The organism is Paraburkholderia terricola (assembly GCF_003330825.1).
Lineage (GTDB): Bacteria > Pseudomonadota > Gammaproteobacteria > Burkholderiales > Burkholderiaceae > Paraburkholderia > Paraburkholderia terricola.
The window spans coordinates 1-17,790 of sequence record NZ_CP024942.1 but is presented as its reverse complement, the minus strand read 5'-3'; the positions used below and the strand labels follow the sequence as shown (position 1 = coordinate 17,790).

The following is a 17,790-nucleotide window of genomic DNA, read 5'->3' as shown; positions in this document are numbered from 1 at the left end:
GGAAAGCCGCGTTGCCGAACAACGCGACCGCCGGCGTAGCCGAGGCAAGGCTGAACAGGCGCCGTATTACATCGGCGGCGTCACGCCATGCACGCCTGCCGAGATGAAGTTCGCCGCCATCGTGCCGTCGGCTTCCTTGTGTGCGAACAGCACGACCTTCGCGCCCGGCACCAGCAAGGAGCGGTCGCCCGGTTGCAGGCTGACGATGGGCACATCCTGCGGAATCACGATCTTCTTCTCGCCGTCCTTGTACTTGACGGTGATCGTGCGGCCGTTGCTGACCACGAGCGAGCCGACCGTGCCGTTCGTCATCGTGCTGTTCGAGCCGAGATCCCAGGGGCGAAAGCCTTCGCCGGCGCCGCGCATGCTCGGCGGAAACACGTGCACTTCGAGCGCTTTCAGCGTGCCGTCGGGTTGCGGGATCGCAGCGGTGCCGACATAGCTGTCCGCTTTGATGTCGTTCACGTCCGCGATCGTGACGCCGCGAATCGGTGTGTCCTTGGGCAACTTCACGTCGACGTCCTTGCCGTCGCGCGTATGCACCTTCAGCAGATCGCCCGTGAGCGAGGTCACCGTGCCGCGCACGCCGGTGGGCATGGCGTTCTGCGCATGGGCGGCGGTTCCCGTGGCGAGCAGGGCGGCGGCGAGTGCGGGGGCGATGAAGGCGCGCAGCATGCGCGCTGAAACGATGTTCATGGATCGGCTCCAGGTGGTGAACGATAACGCCCAGATTAAGCGCGCGATCGGCTCCGCGGAATGACATATGAATGACAAAAACGTAATGAACGGCGCGCCGCGGCCACGTAGAATGGCCGGCATATCCACGTCCTGGGCTTCAGCGAAAACGCACATTGAAGCCCGAACGCAAGTCCGAGTTGGAGCGCCAAGCGTCATGAGCATTCTCGTCATCGAAGACGACCCGAAAACCGGCGACTACCTGAAAAAAGGTCTGCGTGAAAGCGGCTACGCGGTCGATCTCGCGCGCACCGGCACGGATGGTTTGCACATGGCGCTGGAGCACGCTTACGATCTCGTGGTGCTCGACGTGATGCTGCCGGGCATCGACGGCTGGGAAATCATGCGCACACTGCGCGCGCGGCGCGATCTGCCGGTCATTTTCCTGACCGCGCGCGATCACGTGAGCGATCGCATTCGCGGCCTCGAACTCGGCGCGGACGATTATCTCGTCAAGCCCTTTTCGTTTACCGAACTCGTGTTGCGCATCCGCACGCTGCTGCGCCGCGGCGTGATCCGCGAGCGCGACGTGTTCGAGATCGCCGACCTGAAGCTCGACGTTCTGCGCCGCAAGGTGACGCGCGAAGGCATCGAGATTCCCCTGACCAACAAGGAATTCATGCTGCTGCATCTGCTGGTGCGGCGCCAGGGCGAGGCGCTGTCGCGCACGCAGATCGCCTCGGAAGTGTGGGACATGAATTTCGACAGCGACACCAATGTGGTCGACGTGGCGATCAAGCGGCTGCGCGCGAAAGTGGACCATCCGTTCGAAAAGAAGCTGATTCATACCGTGCGCAGTATTGGCTACACGTTTGGCGACGGCTCATGAAACTCTGGACCGAGCGTTCGTTGACGGTTCGCACCACGCTGCTGTTCGCGTTGATCGCGTGCGTGGTGATCGGCGCGCTCGGCGCGTATTTCTATCGCTCGGCCGAACTGTCGCTGCAGCGTCGCGCCGACGTGGTGCTCAGCGGGCGCGTCGAGCATTTCAGCCGCATCGTGCACGATCTGTATTCGGTCAGCGATCTGAAGAGCCGGCCTTTATTGTTCGAGACCATGCTCGGCGCGGAGCAGGACGTGCTGCTGTTTCGCCGCCCAGGCGAGCCGCCGTTTATCGACGTGAATCCGGCGAACGTGGCGGTGCCCGCGTTGCAAGCCGCAAAAGGCGGCCGCTTGCCGACCTTCGCGGACATCCGGCAGACCCGTTTGCCGGACGGCGTGCCCGTGCATTGGGCGATCGCTAGCGCGAGAGCGCGCGAGGACGGCACCGAAGTCGAGGTGATCGCCGCGCACCCGATGACTCAGGAAGTGCGCATGCTGGCCGCGTATCGCGATCGCATCCTGCTGGCCACGCTGATCGGCATGCTGGCCGCGACGCTGCTCGCTTACTGCGTGCTGCGCCGCGCGTTGCGGCCGGTGCGCGAGATCGCCACGCGAGCGGCGCAGATCAGTCCGGCGAGTCTGTCCGTGCGGCTCGACAGCGAGGCGGCGCCGGTCGAATTGCGCCAGCTCACGCAAGCGTTCAACGCGATGCTCGACCGTCTTGCCGACGGCTATCAGCGCCTGTCGCAGTTCTCCGCCGACCTGGCGCATGAGATTCGCACGCCCGTTGGCGCATTGATCGGGCAGAGCCAGGTGACGCTCGCCAAGCCGCGCGAGCCGGAGGAATATCAGCAGGTACTCGAATCGAATCTGGAGGAACTGAACCGCTTGAGCCACATCGCGGAGAACATTCTGTTTCTTGCGCATGCGGATCATGCGGCGCTGTGCATCGAACGCGAGCCGGTCGATTTGCGCGGCGAACTCACCCGAATCGCGGACTATTTCGAAGGACTCGCCGACGAGCGCGGCATGCGCTTCGAAGTGGTTGCTGAAGGCGCGGCAGCGGTCGACCCGATGCTATGCCGCCGCGCGATCAACAATCTGGTCGTCAACGCGGTGCGTTATGGCGCGTGCGATACGGTCATACGCTTGCGCGGCATGGAGGACGAAAAGGGCGCAACCGTGGTGGTCGAAAACGACGGCGAGCCGATTCCGCAATCGCAGCTAAACCGTCTGTTCGATCGCTTCTATCGCGCGGATGCGGCGCGCAGCGAGTTCACCGAATCGAGCGGACTGGGGCTCGCGATCGTCAGGGCGATCATGCATCTGCATGGCGGCACGGCGCGCGTGGTGTGTCCGGTGCCCGGTGTAGTGCGCTTCGAATTGCATTTTCCGCGCGCGTGATGCGGGGCTGCGCCAGCGCGCGCGACGGCGGTTCGAATTTCAGAGCCGCCGCTTCAGACCTTCTTCAAACCTTCTTCAAACCTTCTTCAGATACGCGGCTTTCAGCATGAAGCTGCCCGCGTCCATCTTGCAGTCCACTTCGTGATCGCCGCCGACGAGGCGAATGCTCTTCACCTTGGTGCCCATTTTCAGCGTGATCGACGAGCCTTTCACTTTCAGGTCCTTGATCAGCACCACGGCGTCGCCGTCGGCGAGCGGGTTGCCGTTGGCGTCCTTCACGACGCGTTCGTCGCTGTCGTCAGCGGACGCGGCGGCGTTCATCGGCCACTCGTGCGCGCAATCCGGGCAGACGTAGTTCTCGCCGTCCGGGTAAGTGTTTTCCATCGCGCATTGCGGGCAGGCGGGAATTGTCGACATGATGTTGTTTCCGGATCGCGGATCGCCGCGGGTGATGTCCAAGGCCGCGAGTATAGCCGACGCGCGCCGGGCGGCCCGCGGTCACGAGGCCTGCGGGCAGGGCGCCGCCGTTGCGCAAACAGGTAATGCGGATACCGGAATGATCGCGCAACTGGTTGCCGCGGCGGGCGGCGGATACGATGCAGGGCACTTCATCGCACACTTGGGAGAACCGCTGTGAAACGTTTCCATATCGCCCTCGCCGTGGCCGATCTCGACGCTTCGATCGACGATTACAGCCGCCGCCTCGCGCAGCCGCCCACGGCCGTCGTGCCCGGCCGTTACGCGATGTGGCGCACCGATCTGCTGAATTTTTCGATCAACCCAATGCCGGACAAAGCAGGAACACTGCGGCACCTCGGTTTCGAGGACGACGCGGTAGAGGGCTATTCGAGCAGCAAGGACGTCAACGGGCTCGAATGGGAGTGGTTTTCGGCCGACGAACAGGACCGGCGGATCGTCAGCACTTATGGCGAGGCGGTACGCACCGACAAGGGCTGAGCCGGGCTTCGACGCGCCAGGAGATCAACCGCCGCGCGCGTCGGCTGCCGGCTGATTCGCGTAGTGCAGGCGCTTCTCCTCGTACATCAACAGGTCGGCACGCTGCACGCCAGCTTCGAGCCGGTCGCCGCGCTGGCACGTCGCCGCGCCCATCGAAAAGCTCAATAGCGAGCCCGGATAAAACTGGTTGTTCATCTCGACCAACTGGCGGATCGCGTCGATCATCGCGGCGGCGCCGCGCTCGTCGGTGTCGGGCATCAGGATCGCGAACTCGTCTCCGCCGATGCGTGCGGCGTGAAAGGGCGGCTCCATGGCTTTCGCGAGCACTTCGCCCGCGCGCCGCAGCAGTGCATCGCCCGCCGCGTGGCCGAGCTGATCGTTCACGCGTTTCAGGCCGTTCAGATCGGCCATGATGATCGTCACCGGCCACGGACCCTTGCGTTCGAGCCGGTTCAGCTCGTCCACGTAGAACGAGCGGTTGCTGAGCTTGGTCAGCACGTCGTGCTTGCCGAGGAATTCCAGGTAGGCCTCGGCTTTCTTGCGCGCCGTGATGTCGGTGAGCGCCACCAGCACCAGGTCCCAGTTCTTTTCGTGCCCCGGCAGCACCGAGAACTGCAAATGCACGTGCACCTCGCTGCCGTCGAGCGAATAGTTGAGCACTTCGCGATGCTGGAACAGATTGCCGTCCCACAGGTCGAGCAACTGCTCGCGAAAGTGTGGGCGCATGTCGTCGCGAAAGACGTCGGCCAGCCGCGACAGCAGCGTCTTTTTGTCTGGCGCCGCGAACATGTCGAGCGTGTGCTGATTCACGTCGAGCACGTGGATTTCCTGCATGCAGCGTTCGACAAACTCGGGATGCACGTCGGTGAACACGCGAAAATCGGAAATGCCGGCTGCGCGGGCATCGTCGAGCAGACGCTTGACCGCGCTGAAATCTTCCACCCACAGCGACACCGGCGAATGTTCGAACAGCCCGCGCACGTACTGTTCGGCAACCGTCACGCGATGCCGCGCGCCTTCCAGCTCCGTGATGTCCTCGACCGAGACCAGCACGCGGTCCCAGCGCGCTTCGTGGCCGGGCAGCACGGCGCCCTTGAGCAACACGTCGAGCCGCCGGCCGCCGAGCGTGTAGTTGACCGTCTGGCTCGTGAATTGCGATTGACCCGCCCATAACTGGCACAGCTCTTCGAGATGGGTCTTGAGCATGTCGTCGCGGAACACCGAGGCGAGATTGGTGTTGAGCGCGTCGAAATCGGCGGCCTCGAATTGCGTCAGCGTTTTCTGATTGACCTTGACGATGCGAATGCTGTGCGCGCAGTCCGCGACGCGGCTCGGATCGGCGGCGAAGTGCGCGCGCAGATCGGTCACGCCCTCGGCTCGCCATGCGTCGAACAACGCGCGCACGCCGCTGAAGTCTTCGAGCCAGAGCGAAACGGGCGCGAGTTCGAACATCTCGGAGTCGTCGTTGGCGGACGCGGGGTCGCGCGGGAATGTATCCAGCATGAGAGCCTCGGGATCGGAATTGCCGCTATTTTAAGGCGGGTTCGGCGTCGGCTGAAAACAAAGCGGGAGCGTGAATCCTTTTTTTGCGCTGTTGGAGCGGGCAATACGACGGTTGCGCCACAGTGGACTTTAAACATGCCTTCAAACATGTCTCGCGCCGCGGTAGCGCGTTGGGCTCAACGCGCTTTTTAGCGCCTTGCTACACTCGCTGGTCGCATGCTTGTTCCACATGCCCTTCGCCCATGCCGTTAAGAAAAAGCGCCGCCATGAAGCCATCCCTGTTGATTCTGATTCATCTGAACGACGCGAGCCGCGCGAGTGTCGAGGCCGCTTTCGACGTCGTCTACGCGCCCGATTCCACCCGGCGCTCCGCCGCGATCGCCGCGCGCGGCGATACGATCCGCGCCGTGCTGACCAATGGCACGACCGGGCTGACGGCCGCCGAAATCGACCGGATGCCGCAACTGGAATTGATCAGCGCGCTTGGCGCCGGCTACGAAAACCTTGCCGTCGACCATGCCCGCTCGCGCGGCATCGTGCTCGTCAACGGCGCGGGCACCAACGACCATTGCGTGGCCGATCACGCGTTCGCGCTGCTGCTCGCGATCGTGCGCGACGTGCCGCAACTCGATCGGGCCACGCGCGACGGCATCTGGCGCGACACGCTGCCGATGCAGCCGAACGTGTCGGGCAAGCGGCTCGGCATCGTCGGGCTGGGCAACATCGGTGAAAAGGTCGCGCGGCGCGGCGCAGGGTTCGATATGGATATCGCGTATCACAACCGTAAGCCGCGTGAAGGCTCGGCGCGGCGCTACTTCGACAGCGTGGTGGCGCTCGCGCGATGGAGCGATTTTCTGGTGGTGGCGACGCCGGGGGGCGCGGGCACGCATCATCTGATCGGCAAGCCGGTGTTCGAGGCGCTCGGGCCGAACGGTTTCGTGGTCAACGTGTCGCGCGGCAGCGTGCTCGACACCGCCGCGCTGGCGCAGGCGCTCGTCGCACAGACGATTGCCGGCGCCGCGCTCGATGTCTACGAGAGCGAACCGCACCCGCCCGAGGCTTTGCTGACGTTGCGCAACGTGGTGCTGACGCCGCATGTCGGCGGCCGTTCGCCGGAGGCGATCACGGCTTCCGTCGATAACTTTCTGGCCAACGCCACGCGGCATTTTGCGGGCAAGGCCGTGCTGACGCCGATCTGAAAGCGCGCGGCACGCTTATCCGCATGCGCCGACTTCCCCGCACGCGGTACAGAAATCGCAGCCGTCTTTACGAATCACCGCGTTCGCGCCGCAAGAGCCGCATTTGCGCCCGAGCATGGTGTGCAGGCCTTGCCCGCCGCCCTCCTGGGTCAACGCGGTCAATGCGGCCGCGTCGGCTTCGCCGGGATGCGGGCGAATGCCGAAATCCGCCGACAAAGCCGTCTCCGCCTTCATTTGCCCACGCGGCAAGCGCGCCAGCATGCGCGAGGGCACCTGATTGCCCTCGGCATCGAGAAAGCCGCGCCGGTGCAGGATCTGCTGGATCGCAAACGCGAGCGCGGCGACTTCCGAATCGTGCCAGCGCGGCGTGCGGTGGCCGTCGAGCCGCTGCACTTCACCGAGCCGCACCTGGCCACGATCCCACGATACCTTGCGCATATCCTGCAGGTTGCGCGCGACAAAACCGCCGCGCGCGGCGAGCGACAGCGAACGCATGGTCGCCGTGATCCATTGCTGCGATTCGTCGCGCTGGCCGGTCGGAATGAAGAACTCGATCGGACGCTCGATCGTGACGTCTTCGCCGCCGAGACGCCCCGTGACCTCGATGAACGAGACCGCGACGTACAGCGATTTTTTCCCGGCCTGGGTCAGATACTCGACCTTCTCGATGATCGCCGGCAATTCACCCTTCGGACGATGGTCGATTGCGATGCGCAGCGGATCGAGGTCGGACTCGGCCAGCGTGTCGTCCGCTTGCGGCGGGCTGACGCTCAATACCGCGCCGAGCGTTTCGTTCGGCCGGTAAGTGGCGAGTCCCTTGAGACCGCTTTTCCATGCGTCGAAGTAGAGGCTTTCGAACGCGTCGAACGGATAGTCGGCGGGCACGTTCACCGTCTTCGAGATCGACGTGTCCACGTAGGGCTGCACGGCGGCCATCATGTCGAGGTGGTCGCGCGCCGACATTTCCAGCGCGCTGACGAAATAGTCCGGCAGCTTTTTGACGTCGCCGCCCAGTTCGCGATAGAGGCGATACGCGTAGTCCTCCACGTCGAACGATTCGCGGCTGCCGTCGGCCATGACCTTCATGCGCGTATAGGTCCACGAGAACGCGGGTTCGATGCCGTTCGACGCGTTGTCCGCGAACGCGAGGCTCACGGTGCCGGTCGGCGCGATCGACAGCAGATGGCTGTTGCGGATGCCGTCGCGGCGAATCGCCTGCTGGATGTCGTCGGGCAGGCGCGAGGCGAAGGTGCCCGGTTCCAGATAGCGCTTGGCGTCGAATAGCGGAAACGCGCCGCGCTCGCGCGCCAGGTCCGCCGACGCGCGATAGGCCTCGTCGCGCATCAGTTGCGCGATGCGCACCGCGAAGTCGCGGCCCTCCTGCGAGTTGTAGCGCAAGCCGAGCATCACGAGCGTGTCGCCCAGGCCCGTGAAGCCGACGCCGATGCGCCGCTTGGCGCGCGACTCGTCGTATTGCTGCGGCAGCGGCCAGAGCGTGACGTCGAGCACGTTGTCGAGAAAGCGGACCTGCGTGCGAGTGCGTTGGGCGAGCCCGTCCCAGTCGAAGGAAGGCTTGCGGCCTTTGATTTGCGCGAACGGATCGATCACGAAACGCGTGAGGTTCAGCGGTCCGAGATTGCAACAGCCATAGGCGGGCAGCGGTTGTTCGCCGCACGGGTTGGTGGCGCGGATCGTTTCGACGGCGCGCAGATTGTTGTCCTCGTTCATGCGCGAAATGAACACGATGCCGGGCTCCGCGACGTCGTAAGTGGAGCGCATGATGCGATCCCAGATCTCGCGGGCCGGGCGTTCGCTGTAGACCCACAAGCCGTCCTCGCGCTGCCGCACATCGCCCGCCGCGCGCAGCGCCGGCGACGGCTCGGCGCGATGAACGAGTTGCCAGGGCTGGTCTTCCTCGACGGCGCGCATGAATTCGTCGGTGACGCCGACCGAAACGTTGAAATTGTTCCAGCGGCCTTTCGAATGCTTCGCCTCGATGAACTCCAGCAGATCGGGGTGGTTGCAATCGAGCACGGCCATCTGCGCGCCGCGCCGCGAGCCCGCGCTTTCGACGGTGCGGCACGACGCATCGAACACGTCCATATAGCTGCACGGACCGGATGCCGACGAACTGGTGGTGCGAACGCGCGCGCCCTTGGGCCGGATCGCGGAAAAGTTGTAGCCGACTCCGCCGCCGCGCCGCATGGTTTCGGCGGCTTGCAGCAAGGCGACGTAGATGCCGGGCAGGCCCTGGTCGTCGACGCCTTGAATCGCGTCGCCGACCGGCTGCACGAAGCAATTGATGAGCGTGGCGGCGATGCCGGTGCCCGCCGCGCTCATGATGCGCCCGGCGCCGAGCGCGCCGTGCCGCAGATTGTCGGCAAAAAGGGCTTCCACCGATTCGCGCAGCGCTTCCGGTTCGGCCTGCGCCACGCCGTGGGCGACACGCTGGTAGACGTCGTCGGCGGATTGCTCGTCGCCTTTCGCGTATTTTTCGATCAGGACGTCGAGGGAGAACTGTTGCGGTGCAACCAGCGCAGCGGGGGATGCGGCCGGCGCGCGGGTATCCGGCGTGTCTTCTGCCATGTCATGCCCTCAAACGGCGCCGTGACGGGCACGGCGAGGTGGTGGAAATGCGGGTCACTATAGCGCCGTGCATGCGGCGGACAAATGACCTGGCGCAATGTGGAACCACCTTAACGCACGTGGCGAAGGGCTGCAATCGGGGGGAGTTTTTCACCCGCGGCGCGCGGCGGGTCGAGCGGTGCGCCCGGTTGCGCAGGGCGCCTGGGATAAACGGGGCAAACGAACGGGCCAAAACGATCGGCGACAAGACTAACGCGTCAAGCCTCGGCGAGTTCGCAGAACACTTCGGCGCAGATCATCGCGGAAGCGTTCGAAGGCGCGGGCCGTTCGGCCGGCTTGAACACCGCGTCGCCGCGGCGAATCTTGCGCCGCGTCACCGCGCACGTGCCGGACGTATGCGCGGATCTGCGCCGCCACCGTTGCTCGCCATAATGACATCGCCCCGGTTCGACCCAACGGATCACCACCGTCGTGTCGGAGCGCTCGAGAATCTCGATGCGTACGCCATTGGTACCGTCAAGGGGGATGGACTCCAGGGTCATCATCATCGGCTCCGTATTGTGGTGTGCCGAATGTAGTCCCGTGGGCGTGCGATAGCCATTGTGCCGCCGTTGAAACACTGTTCTCCAAACAGCAACAATGAAACTTGACATTCCGACTGTCTCGAAATGGCGGGGCTTCGCGAGGGATATCCAATATGAATTTCGGATAGGGCGATTTTTTGCAACGCAGTGTTGTTCCCCGTGAGACGAAAACGCCCGCCTGTAAAGGGCTGCGGCGCTTCCTTTAAGATGTGGTTTAGCGATGAGCGACCGCGCGACGCCAGTGTAATGGGTTTGTATTTTTCCGGTCGGCTCGCGCACACCCGCCGCATAACCAACGAGTTCACATGATTTCACGCCCACCCGTCCGGCCGGCCGTTTCTCCCGAAGCGCCGCAAACGCCTGGATCGCCCGAATCGCCCGACTCGCCGTCGCCGCCTGCTAGCGTGAAAAAGCAGAAGCCGGCCTCACTCGTGCTTTATGTCGGACTCGTGCTGCTGGCGTTGTGGGTCGTGCGCGATTTCATCGCGGTGGTCGCGTGGGCCGGCGTGATTGCGATCGCGCTGTGGCCGCTGTTGCGCAAGGTCGAGGGTAGCCGCTGGTTCACCGGCCGCACGACGCTGATCGCCGCGGCGCTGACGCTCGCGATCGCATTGCTGGTGGTGTTGCCGATCGGCATCGGCATCGCCCAGGCGTTGCGCGAGGCGCACGACGTCAACGAGTGGTTCAGGTTCGCGCAGGAAAACGGCATTGCGATGCCGGATTTCATTCAGCGTCTGCCGTTCGGCGTGCACCCGATATCGGCATGGTGGCAGGCCAATCTGGCTCAACCGCTGCGCGACTCCGCAGCGATGAAGGGTCTGCACAGCACCACGGTGATGACGCTGGGCCGCCATTTCGGCGCACGCGCGGTGCACGCGGTGATGGTGTTCGCGTTCATGCTGGTCACGCTGTTCGTGATTTTTCAGGCGGGGCCGCGCTTGTCGGGCTCGTTGATCAAAGGCGTGCGGCGCGCTTTCGGCGACGACGGCGCGCTGCTCGTGCAACGCATGGCCGCGGCGGTGCGCGGCACGGTGTCGGGATTGGTGGTGGTCGGACTGGGCGAGGGCGCGTTGCTGGGCGTCGCCTATTTCGTCACGGGCTTGCCGCATGTCGCGTTGCTCGCGCTCATCACCGCGATCGCCGCGATGTTGCCGTTCTGCGCGCCCATCACCTTTGGGCTCGCGGCCTTGTGGCTGTTTTCACAAGGCTCGGTGGCCGGGGCGGTCGGGTTGGTGGTGTTCGGGTCCGTCGTGGTGTTCGTCGCGGAGCATTTCGTGCGGCCGGTGCTGATCGGCAATTCGACGCGCCTGCCGTTCCTGCTGGTGCTGTTCGGCATTCTCGGCGGCGCGGAGACGTTCGGTTTGCTCGGGCTGTTCATCGGGCCCGCGCTCATGACCGTGCTGATGGTGTTGTGGACCGAGTTCGTGCAATAGCCAGCGCGCCGATTTCAGGCGCTGGTTTTGGGCACGAAACGGAAAAGAGCGGGAACAGGGCGCGAGGCTCGCGCGTGATCAGGGCCGCTGATTCGACGGATGGTCGTCCGCGGGCGGTTTCACGCAGCCGAGCGTGTATTTCAGCGCGGCCGGCAGCAGCGCGCGCCACACATCCCATGTGTGCCCGCCGTCGATGATGCGCAGCGCCGCCGGATTGCCCGCCATCCGAAGGTGCGTGTACAGCGATGAAGCCTCGGCCTGGATCGTGAGGTCGTCGTCGCCGGCGGCGATGAACATCGGCACGCGATACGGCCCGCTCAGGTAGCGCTCCCATTGCGCCGGATAATTGAGTTCATGCCACACCCGCGGATCGAACTGCCGCTCGCCGAACACGCCGACGCGGCGCGCGGCCGAACCGCGCGGCGGCTCGTTCGCATAGATCGCGGGGCTGAGCAGCAGCGCGCCGCAAAAGCGCTCGGGTTGCGTCATCGCGTAGCGCAACGCGCCGAAGCCGCCCATCGATACGCCGCCTATCATCCGTGCGCCACGCTGTGTGGAGACCGCGTAGTGCGTTTCGATCTCGGGCAGCAGATCGTCGAAGAACGCGGTCTCCATCTTCTCCTTGCGGTCGACGTACCAGTCCGTGCCGCCTTGCGGCATCACGATCGCCACCGGCGGCATGTCCTTGTGCTCGATCAGCGTGTCCGCGGTGGTTTGCAGGCGGCCTTGCGTGATCCAGTCGTTGGCGTCGCCGTTGTTGCCGTGCAGGAGGTAGAGCACCGGGATACGGGCGGCGTCTGCGCGATAGCCGGTAGGCAGATAGATGGTGTAAGCCCAGTCCCGGCCGAGCGCGCTGGAGTGGAAGCTTCGGCTGACGACGGTGCTGGCGAGAGCCGTCGGCGCGCCGGCGGCGGCGCACAGCACAAGGAGTGCGGAATGTAGGAATGCGCGCATGTCAGAGTAGGAGGCCGCCGCGCAAGTCGCGCGCGGCCGTCATGCTATCACTGTCGCCCAGCCGGGCAGCGCTCAGGGTGCGATGCCCAGGCGCATGCTGACAAGACGGGCGGCGAAGCGCTTGAGCGGTTCGGTCGCCAGGGCAACCGCGAACAGCGCGCCAAGCGCGCAGGCGTCCGCGATCAGGCCGAGCGGGTAGTTCAGATAGCCGTCGGTCGCCGCATACAGCACCGAATCGACCACCAGCGAGATCACGGCGCCGGCGACAAAGCACAGCAGCCCCTTGCGGCCGATCACGCCAACCCACGGCCACCATTGAGCGAGTTTCCTCGCCCAGCCCAACTGGATCAGATTCGCGACCAGCCACGCGATCGCGAGGAAATTGACCGCGCGCAGATAGGAGAGATTCTGCTTGAAGCTGGCATCGAGCGGCTCGCGCTCGATAAAGAGCTTGTAGTAAGCGGCGGCCATCACGACGGCGAACGCCAGCACGCTGACGAGCCAGCCCAGGCGGTGCTCGCTCATCCGCTGATAGACCGGCTGGCAGCGCGCCAGCACGCCGAGCACGAACAGCAGTTGCCAGGCGAACGGGTTGAAATCCCAGTGCATGTCGGGTGCGGCGGGCAGATAAGCGCCGATGGCGGGCGCGCCCGCCCACAGCGCGACGCTGCCGGCCAGCAGCAGCCAGGGCTTGCTGCGCGCGAGCGGCAGGATCATGGGAACCAGCAGCGCGAAGAACGCATACATCGGCAGCACGGAAGCCAGATAGGGTTGGCGCCGGAACAGCAGGATGTCGCGCAGCGCGGCGGCGGGGGCGTCCATCAGATCGTCGAGGTCGGTGGTGGCGAGATTCGGTCCGTCGATGCTGAACGCGCTCAGCACCGCGCTGACCAGCAGCATCAACCCGGCGGTGACGAGAAATGCGCGATAGATTTCGAGCGCCCGGCGCAAGAAGCGGCTGCGCGCGGTGGCCTCGTTGCGCCGCGCGGCGAGTGCGGCGTAGGCCGTGGCGGTGGCGAAGCCGCCGAGGAACACGAAGATTTCGGCGGCATCGCACAACGCGTAGGCGTGCAGCGTGATGCGCGACAGAATGCTCCCGCCGATGTGGTCGACGACGATGATCAGAAGGACCAGTCCGCGGAAGAAATCAAGCTCGATCAGGCGGGATTGCGACTTTTGCATTATTTGGCGCCAAAAGCAGCCCCGTGCGACGGCGCGCTAGTCCAGCGCGGCAGGCGTCTCACAAGGCTTTTTGAAATTGGATTGGGTGGTGCGGCGGATGCGTGACCCGCGTCGCCGCTTTCAACCGGCCGGCTCGGCCAGGTCGGTTGCAAGGGCTTTGAAGTGACCCGTTCGGCGGCGCCGGAGTTCCGCTGCGGCGCCGCAAAGACCGTGGATTATATTGCTTTCTGACAAATACGACGGAGCCGCGCCGCGTCCGGGGTCATGAGGTGCCGCCTGGCCCCGCCGTCTACTCCAATACTCGCGATGAAAAAAGCGGCCGTCGCACGCAGTGGAGATTTAGCAACGTTTTGAGATGCGGGAGCGACAGCCGATGGACGGCCGGCTAAAGGCGTGTGACGATTTCCCGAAAACGCCGGGTCCAGGAAATCTTGGGAAAGCGTGGCGAGGCGTTAAAACATAAGCGGTCGGGTCGAGGTTTCCCATTCCTCGTGTGCTGGGAGATATTCATGAACAAGCAAGTGTTCGCGCTGGCTGTCTCCACCGCTGTGTCCGCCACTTTCGCCGCGTCGGCGTCGGCTCAGACGAGCGTCACGCTGTACGGCGTTCTCGACGAAGGCATCAATTACACCAACAATGCCGGCCGCGGGCACGTCTACGAGCTCACGAGCGGCTACGCGCAAGGCAGCCGCTGGGGCCTGAAAGGCGCCGAGGAACTGGGCGGCGGCCTGAAAGCGATCTTCCAGCTGGAAAACGGTTTCGACGTGAGTTCGGGGCGGCTCAATCAAGGTGGCCGGATGTTCGGCCGCCAGGCCTTCGTCGGCTTGAGCGCCGAGCGCTACGGCGCATTGATGTTCGGCCGCCAGTACGATTCGGTGGTCGATTATCTGGCTCAGACCACGGCCAACGGCAGTTGGGCCGGCCTGCTGTTCTCGCACCCCTACGACAACGACAACACCGATAACTCGTTTCGCCTCGACAACACGGTCAAGTACACCAGTCCGTCGATTTCCGGCTTCCAGTTCGGCGGCACCTACAGCTTCAGCAACGACACGAACTTCGCGAACAACCGCGCGTACAGTGTCGGCGGCCAGTACGCGTATGGCGGCCTGCTCGTGACGGCCGCCTGGATGCAGGCCAACCATCCCGGCAACGGCGCGAACGGCGCGATCACGGCGAACGACGCCAGTTTCATCGCGGCGCGCATGCGGGTGTTCGGCGGCGGCATCACCTATACGTTCGGCCCGGCCACGGCGGGCTTCGTCTACACCAACTCGAAATATCTCGACCCAACCGGCAACGGCTACCTCGGCGTGACGCCGCTCGCACCGCCGGGCGTCCTGCTGAACTCGCTGAAGTATCAGAACTTCGAGGTGAACGGCAAGTATCAGATCTCGCCGATGCTGTTCGTCGGCGCGCAGTACGTGTACACGATGGAAAACTACGACGCCTCGAATGGCGGCGTGAAGCCGAAGATTCACTCGTTCGGCTTGATGGCGGACTACAACCTGTCGAAACGCACCGACGTCTACATTCAGGGCGAGTATCAGCAGGTGACCGGCGACCCCACCTATTCGATCCTGGATGAAGCCTTCACGCCCGGCACCCAGGCGCCGTCGTCCACGTCGAGGCAGGTCGTGGTGCGGGCGGCGATCCGGCATAAGTTTTAGTGGCGCTGCCTGGCCGCTTCGCTGGGCTGCTTTGTTTGCGCGCTTGACCTGGTCGCTTGACTTCGCTGCTTCATTCGGCCGTTCTTATTCGGCCGCTCTCATTCGGCCGTTCGCCGCGTCGTTTCACTTCGCGGTTTGGCGCGTCCGTTTTCTTGCAGGCGCGGTGGCGGCCGGCGTGGTGGCGGCGATCAGTTGCGCGATCCAGCCGACGAAAATCCGCACGCGCGGCGCCAGATGACGCCCATGCGGAAACACCACCGACACCGGCAGCGGCGGCGCCTTCCAGTCCTTCAGCACTTCGACGAGTTCGCCGCTTTCGAGGAGCGGCGCCTCGCCCTTGCCGATCGGCCCCTGCATCAAGCCGAGACCCGCGAGGCAGCAGCCGATATAGGCATGCGCGCTATTGACGGAGACGGCGCTGCGCATCACCAGCGTCTTGAGCTCGCCGTGCTCCTCGTATTCCCAATCGAGATCGCGCCCGGTGCGGCTGGAAAAGAAACCGACGGCGAGATGATCGGGCAGGTCGGCCGGCGTGCGCGGCAAGCCATGCTTTTCGATGTAGCCGCGCGAAGCGCAATTGAGCTGCTCGAACTCGCCGATGCGCCGCGCCACCAGCGTCGTGTCGCCGAGATTGCCGACGCGCACCGCGCAATCGACGCCTTCCTCGATCAGATCGATCATGCGGTCGGTCGCGCTCAGCACGACGCGAATGTCGGGGTAGCGCGCGAAAAAGGCGGGCAGCGCGGGTATCACCACGTGCAAGGCCAACCGCTCCGGCAGATCGACGCGCACCACGCCGCGCGGGCCGGCGGCGACGTCGGCGAACAGCGCTTCGGCGTCGTCGATATCGGCCAGCACCTGCATGCAGCGCTCATGATAGGCGGCGCCTTCGGGCGTGAGCGCGACGCGCCGGGTGGTGCGCTGGAGAAGCCGCACCCGCAAGTGCGTCTCGAGATACTGGATCGCGCCGCTGACGCTCGGGCGCGGCAACTGCATCTGCTCGGCGGCCTTGGTGAAACTGCGCAACTGCGCGACGCGGGCAAAGATTCTCATGGCCTGCAAGTGATCCATCGATACTGCTCTCCGTCAAATAGTCAACCGCGTTGGTTCGGGTTTTGATTGCCAATCGATGGCATGGATTGTTAGGCGCCGCCGACCAATCTGATTGACGGCCATGCCTTTATCCGCGTGTTGGCAAGGCGCAGAATGCCCTTCGAGCATGGCGAGCCGCGCACCGAACCCGGTAACCGTTCGACCGCCTCGCCACCTTCCTCAACCGGATCAACCGACCTTGGGAACGCACGCAATGAACACACGTCAACTGGGCCGCCAGGGCCCGCGAGTCTCCGCCATCGGCCTCGGCTGCATGGGCATGTCCGATCTGTACGGCCCGGCCGACCGCGACGAAAGCATCGCCACGCTTCATTCGGCGCTCGACGCCGGCATCACGCTGCTCGACACCGGCGACTTCTACGGCATGGGCCACAACGAAATGCTGATCCGCGACGCGCTGCAAGGGCGCCAGCGCGAGAACGTGGCGGTCAGCGTGAAATTCGGCGCGTTGCGCGATCCGGCGGGCAACTGGATCGGCTACGACGCCCGGCCACAGGCCGTGCGCAACTTCCTCGCCTATTCGCTGCGGCGGCTCGGCACCGACTATATCGACATTTACCGGCCGGCGCGACTCGACCCGTCCGTGCCGGTCGAGGACACCGTCGGCGCGATCGCCGATCTCGTGAAGGAAGGCTACGTGCGCCACATCGGGCTCTCGGAAGTGGGTGCGGACACGCTGCGCCGCGCGCGAGCGGTCGCGCCGATCGCGGATCTGCAAATCGAATACTCGCTGATGTCGCGCGGGATCGAAGCCGGCATCTTGCCCGTGTGCCGCGAACTCGGCATCGGGATTACCGCCTACGGTGTGCTCTCGCGTGGGTTGCTGAGCGGCAAGTGGTCGAAAGAGCGCGGCGCGCAGAAGGATTTCCGCAGCGTCAGCCCGCGGTTTCAGGGCGAGAACCTGGAGCGCAATCTCGCGCTCGTCGACACCTTGCGCACGCTTGCCGAAGCGCGCAACGCGAACCCGGCGCAACTCGCGGTGGCCTGGGCGTTGTCACGCGGCGACGACATCGTGCCGCTCGTCGGCGCGCGCCGCCGCGCGCAGTTGACCGACGCGCTCGCCGCCACGGCGTTGAAGTTGAGCGCCGACGAACTGGCGCTGATCGACGCCGCCATTCCGCCGGAAGCCGTGGCCGGCACGCGTTATAACGAGGTGCAAATGGCGCATCTGGACAGCGAGCGCGGCGGGCATTGATCGAATAATCGATCGAGCGACCGGGTTGAAACGCGGGAATGAAAACGCGCCTTGGGAAACCGATTCCCAAGGCGCGTTTTTGTGATTAACGAATATCGGACGACGTAGTCGCTTTCAGTTCATGAGGTAGTGCTGAAACAGAATGCCAACGAGTATGCCGGCCGGAATGCCGAAGGTTCGGCCGCTCAGCGTGGCGCTCAAATCCTCGTCGAGTACGAAGGCTGAACGGCGCTCACGCCAAACGGTTTTAAAGGCCAGCGGCTTCGCATCCAGGATGACGATGGAAAGCAGTGCGGTCAACACGATCTGTTCCAACGCATGCAGTTTGGCGACAAAAGGAAAAAATGGAGAAAGCTCGCCTGCATTGCATAGCAGCACCATAATCACGGCGGCGACCAGGGTCCCGAAGAAAAAACCACTTACGAATCTATTTGCTGAACTGAGAGAGTCCAT

At 64.5% G+C, this 17,790-nt stretch carries 17 protein-coding genes; 8 read left to right on the top strand and 9 right to left on the bottom strand.

Going from position 1 to position 17,790, the window contains the following annotated elements:
* Positions 1-66 precede the first annotated feature (66 nt).
* Positions 67-696 carry a hypothetical protein gene (locus CUJ90_RS18495; RefSeq protein WP_073431648.1) on the bottom strand — a complete coding sequence of 210 codons (630 nt, stop codon included), beginning with the start codon at positions 694-696 and terminating at the stop codon, positions 67-69.
* Positions 697-892: 196 nt separating this feature from the next.
* Between CUJ90_RS18495 and CUJ90_RS18490 the strand changes: the two genes are divergently transcribed.
* Together CUJ90_RS18490 and CUJ90_RS18485 are read left to right on the top strand one after the other, a co-directional pair.
* A complete protein-coding gene (locus tag CUJ90_RS18490) occupies positions 893-1,564 on the top strand; it encodes a heavy metal response regulator transcription factor (protein ID WP_073431647.1) in 672 nt (223 codons plus the stop codon).
* Positions 1,561-2,961, top strand: a complete 1,401-nt coding sequence (locus CUJ90_RS18485; protein WP_114163609.1) for a heavy metal sensor histidine kinase — start codon at positions 1,561-1,563, stop codon at positions 2,959-2,961. The genes CUJ90_RS18490 and CUJ90_RS18485 overlap by 4 nt, the downstream gene beginning before the upstream one ends.
* Positions 2,962-3,036: 75 nt before the next feature.
* On the opposite strand, the gene CUJ90_RS18480 is transcribed toward CUJ90_RS18485, so the two are convergent.
* Positions 3,037-3,378 carry a zinc ribbon domain-containing protein YjdM gene (locus CUJ90_RS18480; RefSeq protein WP_073431645.1) on the bottom strand — a complete coding sequence of 114 codons (342 nt, stop codon included), beginning with the start codon at positions 3,376-3,378 and terminating at the stop codon, positions 3,037-3,039.
* Here CUJ90_RS18480 and CUJ90_RS18475 point away from each other — a divergent pair.
* Positions 3,377-3,598, top strand: a complete 222-nt coding sequence (locus tag CUJ90_RS18475; protein ID WP_114163608.1) for a hypothetical protein — start codon at positions 3,377-3,379, stop codon at positions 3,596-3,598. The two genes, CUJ90_RS18480 and CUJ90_RS18475, sit on opposite strands and share 2 nt — an antisense overlap.
* Positions 3,595-3,918, top strand: coding sequence for a VOC family protein (locus CUJ90_RS18470; protein WP_114163607.1), 324 nt, complete (start codon positions 3,595-3,597; stop codon positions 3,916-3,918). Before CUJ90_RS18475 ends, CUJ90_RS18470 begins: the two co-directional genes overlap by 4 nt.
* 24 nt (positions 3,919-3,942) lie before the next feature.
* Here CUJ90_RS18470 and CUJ90_RS18465 read toward each other — a convergent pair whose 3' ends face one another.
* The gene (locus tag CUJ90_RS18465; protein ID WP_114163606.1) at positions 3,943-5,421 is read right to left on the bottom strand and encodes a sensor domain-containing diguanylate cyclase; all 1,479 of its coding nucleotides are present in this window, start codon (positions 5,419-5,421) and stop codon (positions 3,943-3,945) included.
* Positions 5,422-5,687: 266 nt separating this feature from the next.
* Here CUJ90_RS18465 and CUJ90_RS18460 point away from each other — a divergent pair, with 266 nt between their 5' ends.
* Complete coding sequence (locus tag CUJ90_RS18460; RefSeq protein WP_114163605.1) at positions 5,688-6,620, top strand: 2-hydroxyacid dehydrogenase; 933 nt, start codon at positions 5,688-5,690, stop codon at positions 6,618-6,620.
* A 15-nt stretch (positions 6,621-6,635) separates the two neighbouring features.
* On the opposite strand, the gene CUJ90_RS18455 is transcribed toward CUJ90_RS18460, so the two are convergent.
* The gene (locus CUJ90_RS18455; RefSeq protein ID WP_114163604.1) at positions 6,636-9,206 is read right to left on the bottom strand and encodes an adenosylcobalamin-dependent ribonucleoside-diphosphate reductase; all 2,571 of its coding nucleotides are present in this window, start codon (positions 9,204-9,206) and stop codon (positions 6,636-6,638) included.
* Between the two features lie 257 nt (positions 9,207-9,463).
* On the bottom strand, positions 9,464-9,748 hold the full coding sequence (locus CUJ90_RS18450) for a DUF3331 domain-containing protein (RefSeq protein ID WP_073431656.1): 285 nt from the start codon (positions 9,746-9,748) through the stop codon (positions 9,464-9,466).
* Between the two features lie 347 nt (positions 9,749-10,095).
* On the opposite strand from CUJ90_RS18450, the gene CUJ90_RS18445 reads away from it, so the two are divergent.
* The gene (locus CUJ90_RS18445) at positions 10,096-11,223 is read left to right on the top strand and encodes an AI-2E family transporter (RefSeq protein WP_114163603.1); all 1,128 of its coding nucleotides are present in this window, start codon (positions 10,096-10,098) and stop codon (positions 11,221-11,223) included.
* Positions 11,224-11,301: 78 nt separating this feature from the next.
* Here CUJ90_RS18445 and CUJ90_RS18440 read toward each other — a convergent pair whose 3' ends face one another.
* Together CUJ90_RS18440 and CUJ90_RS18435 are read right to left on the bottom strand one after the other, a co-directional pair.
* Complete coding sequence (locus CUJ90_RS18440; RefSeq protein ID WP_114163602.1) at positions 11,302-12,177, bottom strand: alpha/beta hydrolase; 876 nt, start codon at positions 12,175-12,177, stop codon at positions 11,302-11,304.
* A 72-nt stretch (positions 12,178-12,249) separates the two neighbouring features.
* Positions 12,250-13,359 (bottom strand): OpgC domain-containing protein, encoded by a 1,110-nt coding sequence (locus CUJ90_RS18435; protein WP_114163601.1) that lies wholly within the window; start codon positions 13,357-13,359, stop codon positions 12,250-12,252.
* A gap of 509 nt (positions 13,360-13,868) precedes the next feature.
* Between CUJ90_RS18435 and CUJ90_RS18430 the strand changes: the two genes are divergently transcribed.
* Complete coding sequence (locus CUJ90_RS18430; protein WP_114163600.1) at positions 13,869-15,029, top strand: porin; 1,161 nt, start codon at positions 13,869-13,871, stop codon at positions 15,027-15,029.
* Between the two features lie 123 nt (positions 15,030-15,152).
* On the opposite strand, the gene CUJ90_RS18425 is transcribed toward CUJ90_RS18430, so the two are convergent.
* A complete protein-coding gene (locus tag CUJ90_RS18425) occupies positions 15,153-16,100 on the bottom strand; it encodes a LysR family transcriptional regulator (protein WP_114163599.1) in 948 nt (315 codons plus the stop codon).
* 235 nt (positions 16,101-16,335) lie between these two features.
* On the opposite strand from CUJ90_RS18425, the gene CUJ90_RS18420 reads away from it, so the two are divergent.
* The gene (locus tag CUJ90_RS18420) at positions 16,336-17,337 is read left to right on the top strand and encodes an aldo/keto reductase (protein ID WP_114163598.1); all 1,002 of its coding nucleotides are present in this window, start codon (positions 16,336-16,338) and stop codon (positions 17,335-17,337) included.
* A gap of 114 nt (positions 17,338-17,451) precedes the next feature.
* Here CUJ90_RS18420 and CUJ90_RS33000 read toward each other — a convergent pair whose 3' ends face one another.
* A complete protein-coding gene (locus tag CUJ90_RS33000; RefSeq protein ID WP_114163597.1) occupies positions 17,452-17,790 on the bottom strand; it encodes a hypothetical protein in 339 nt (112 codons plus the stop codon).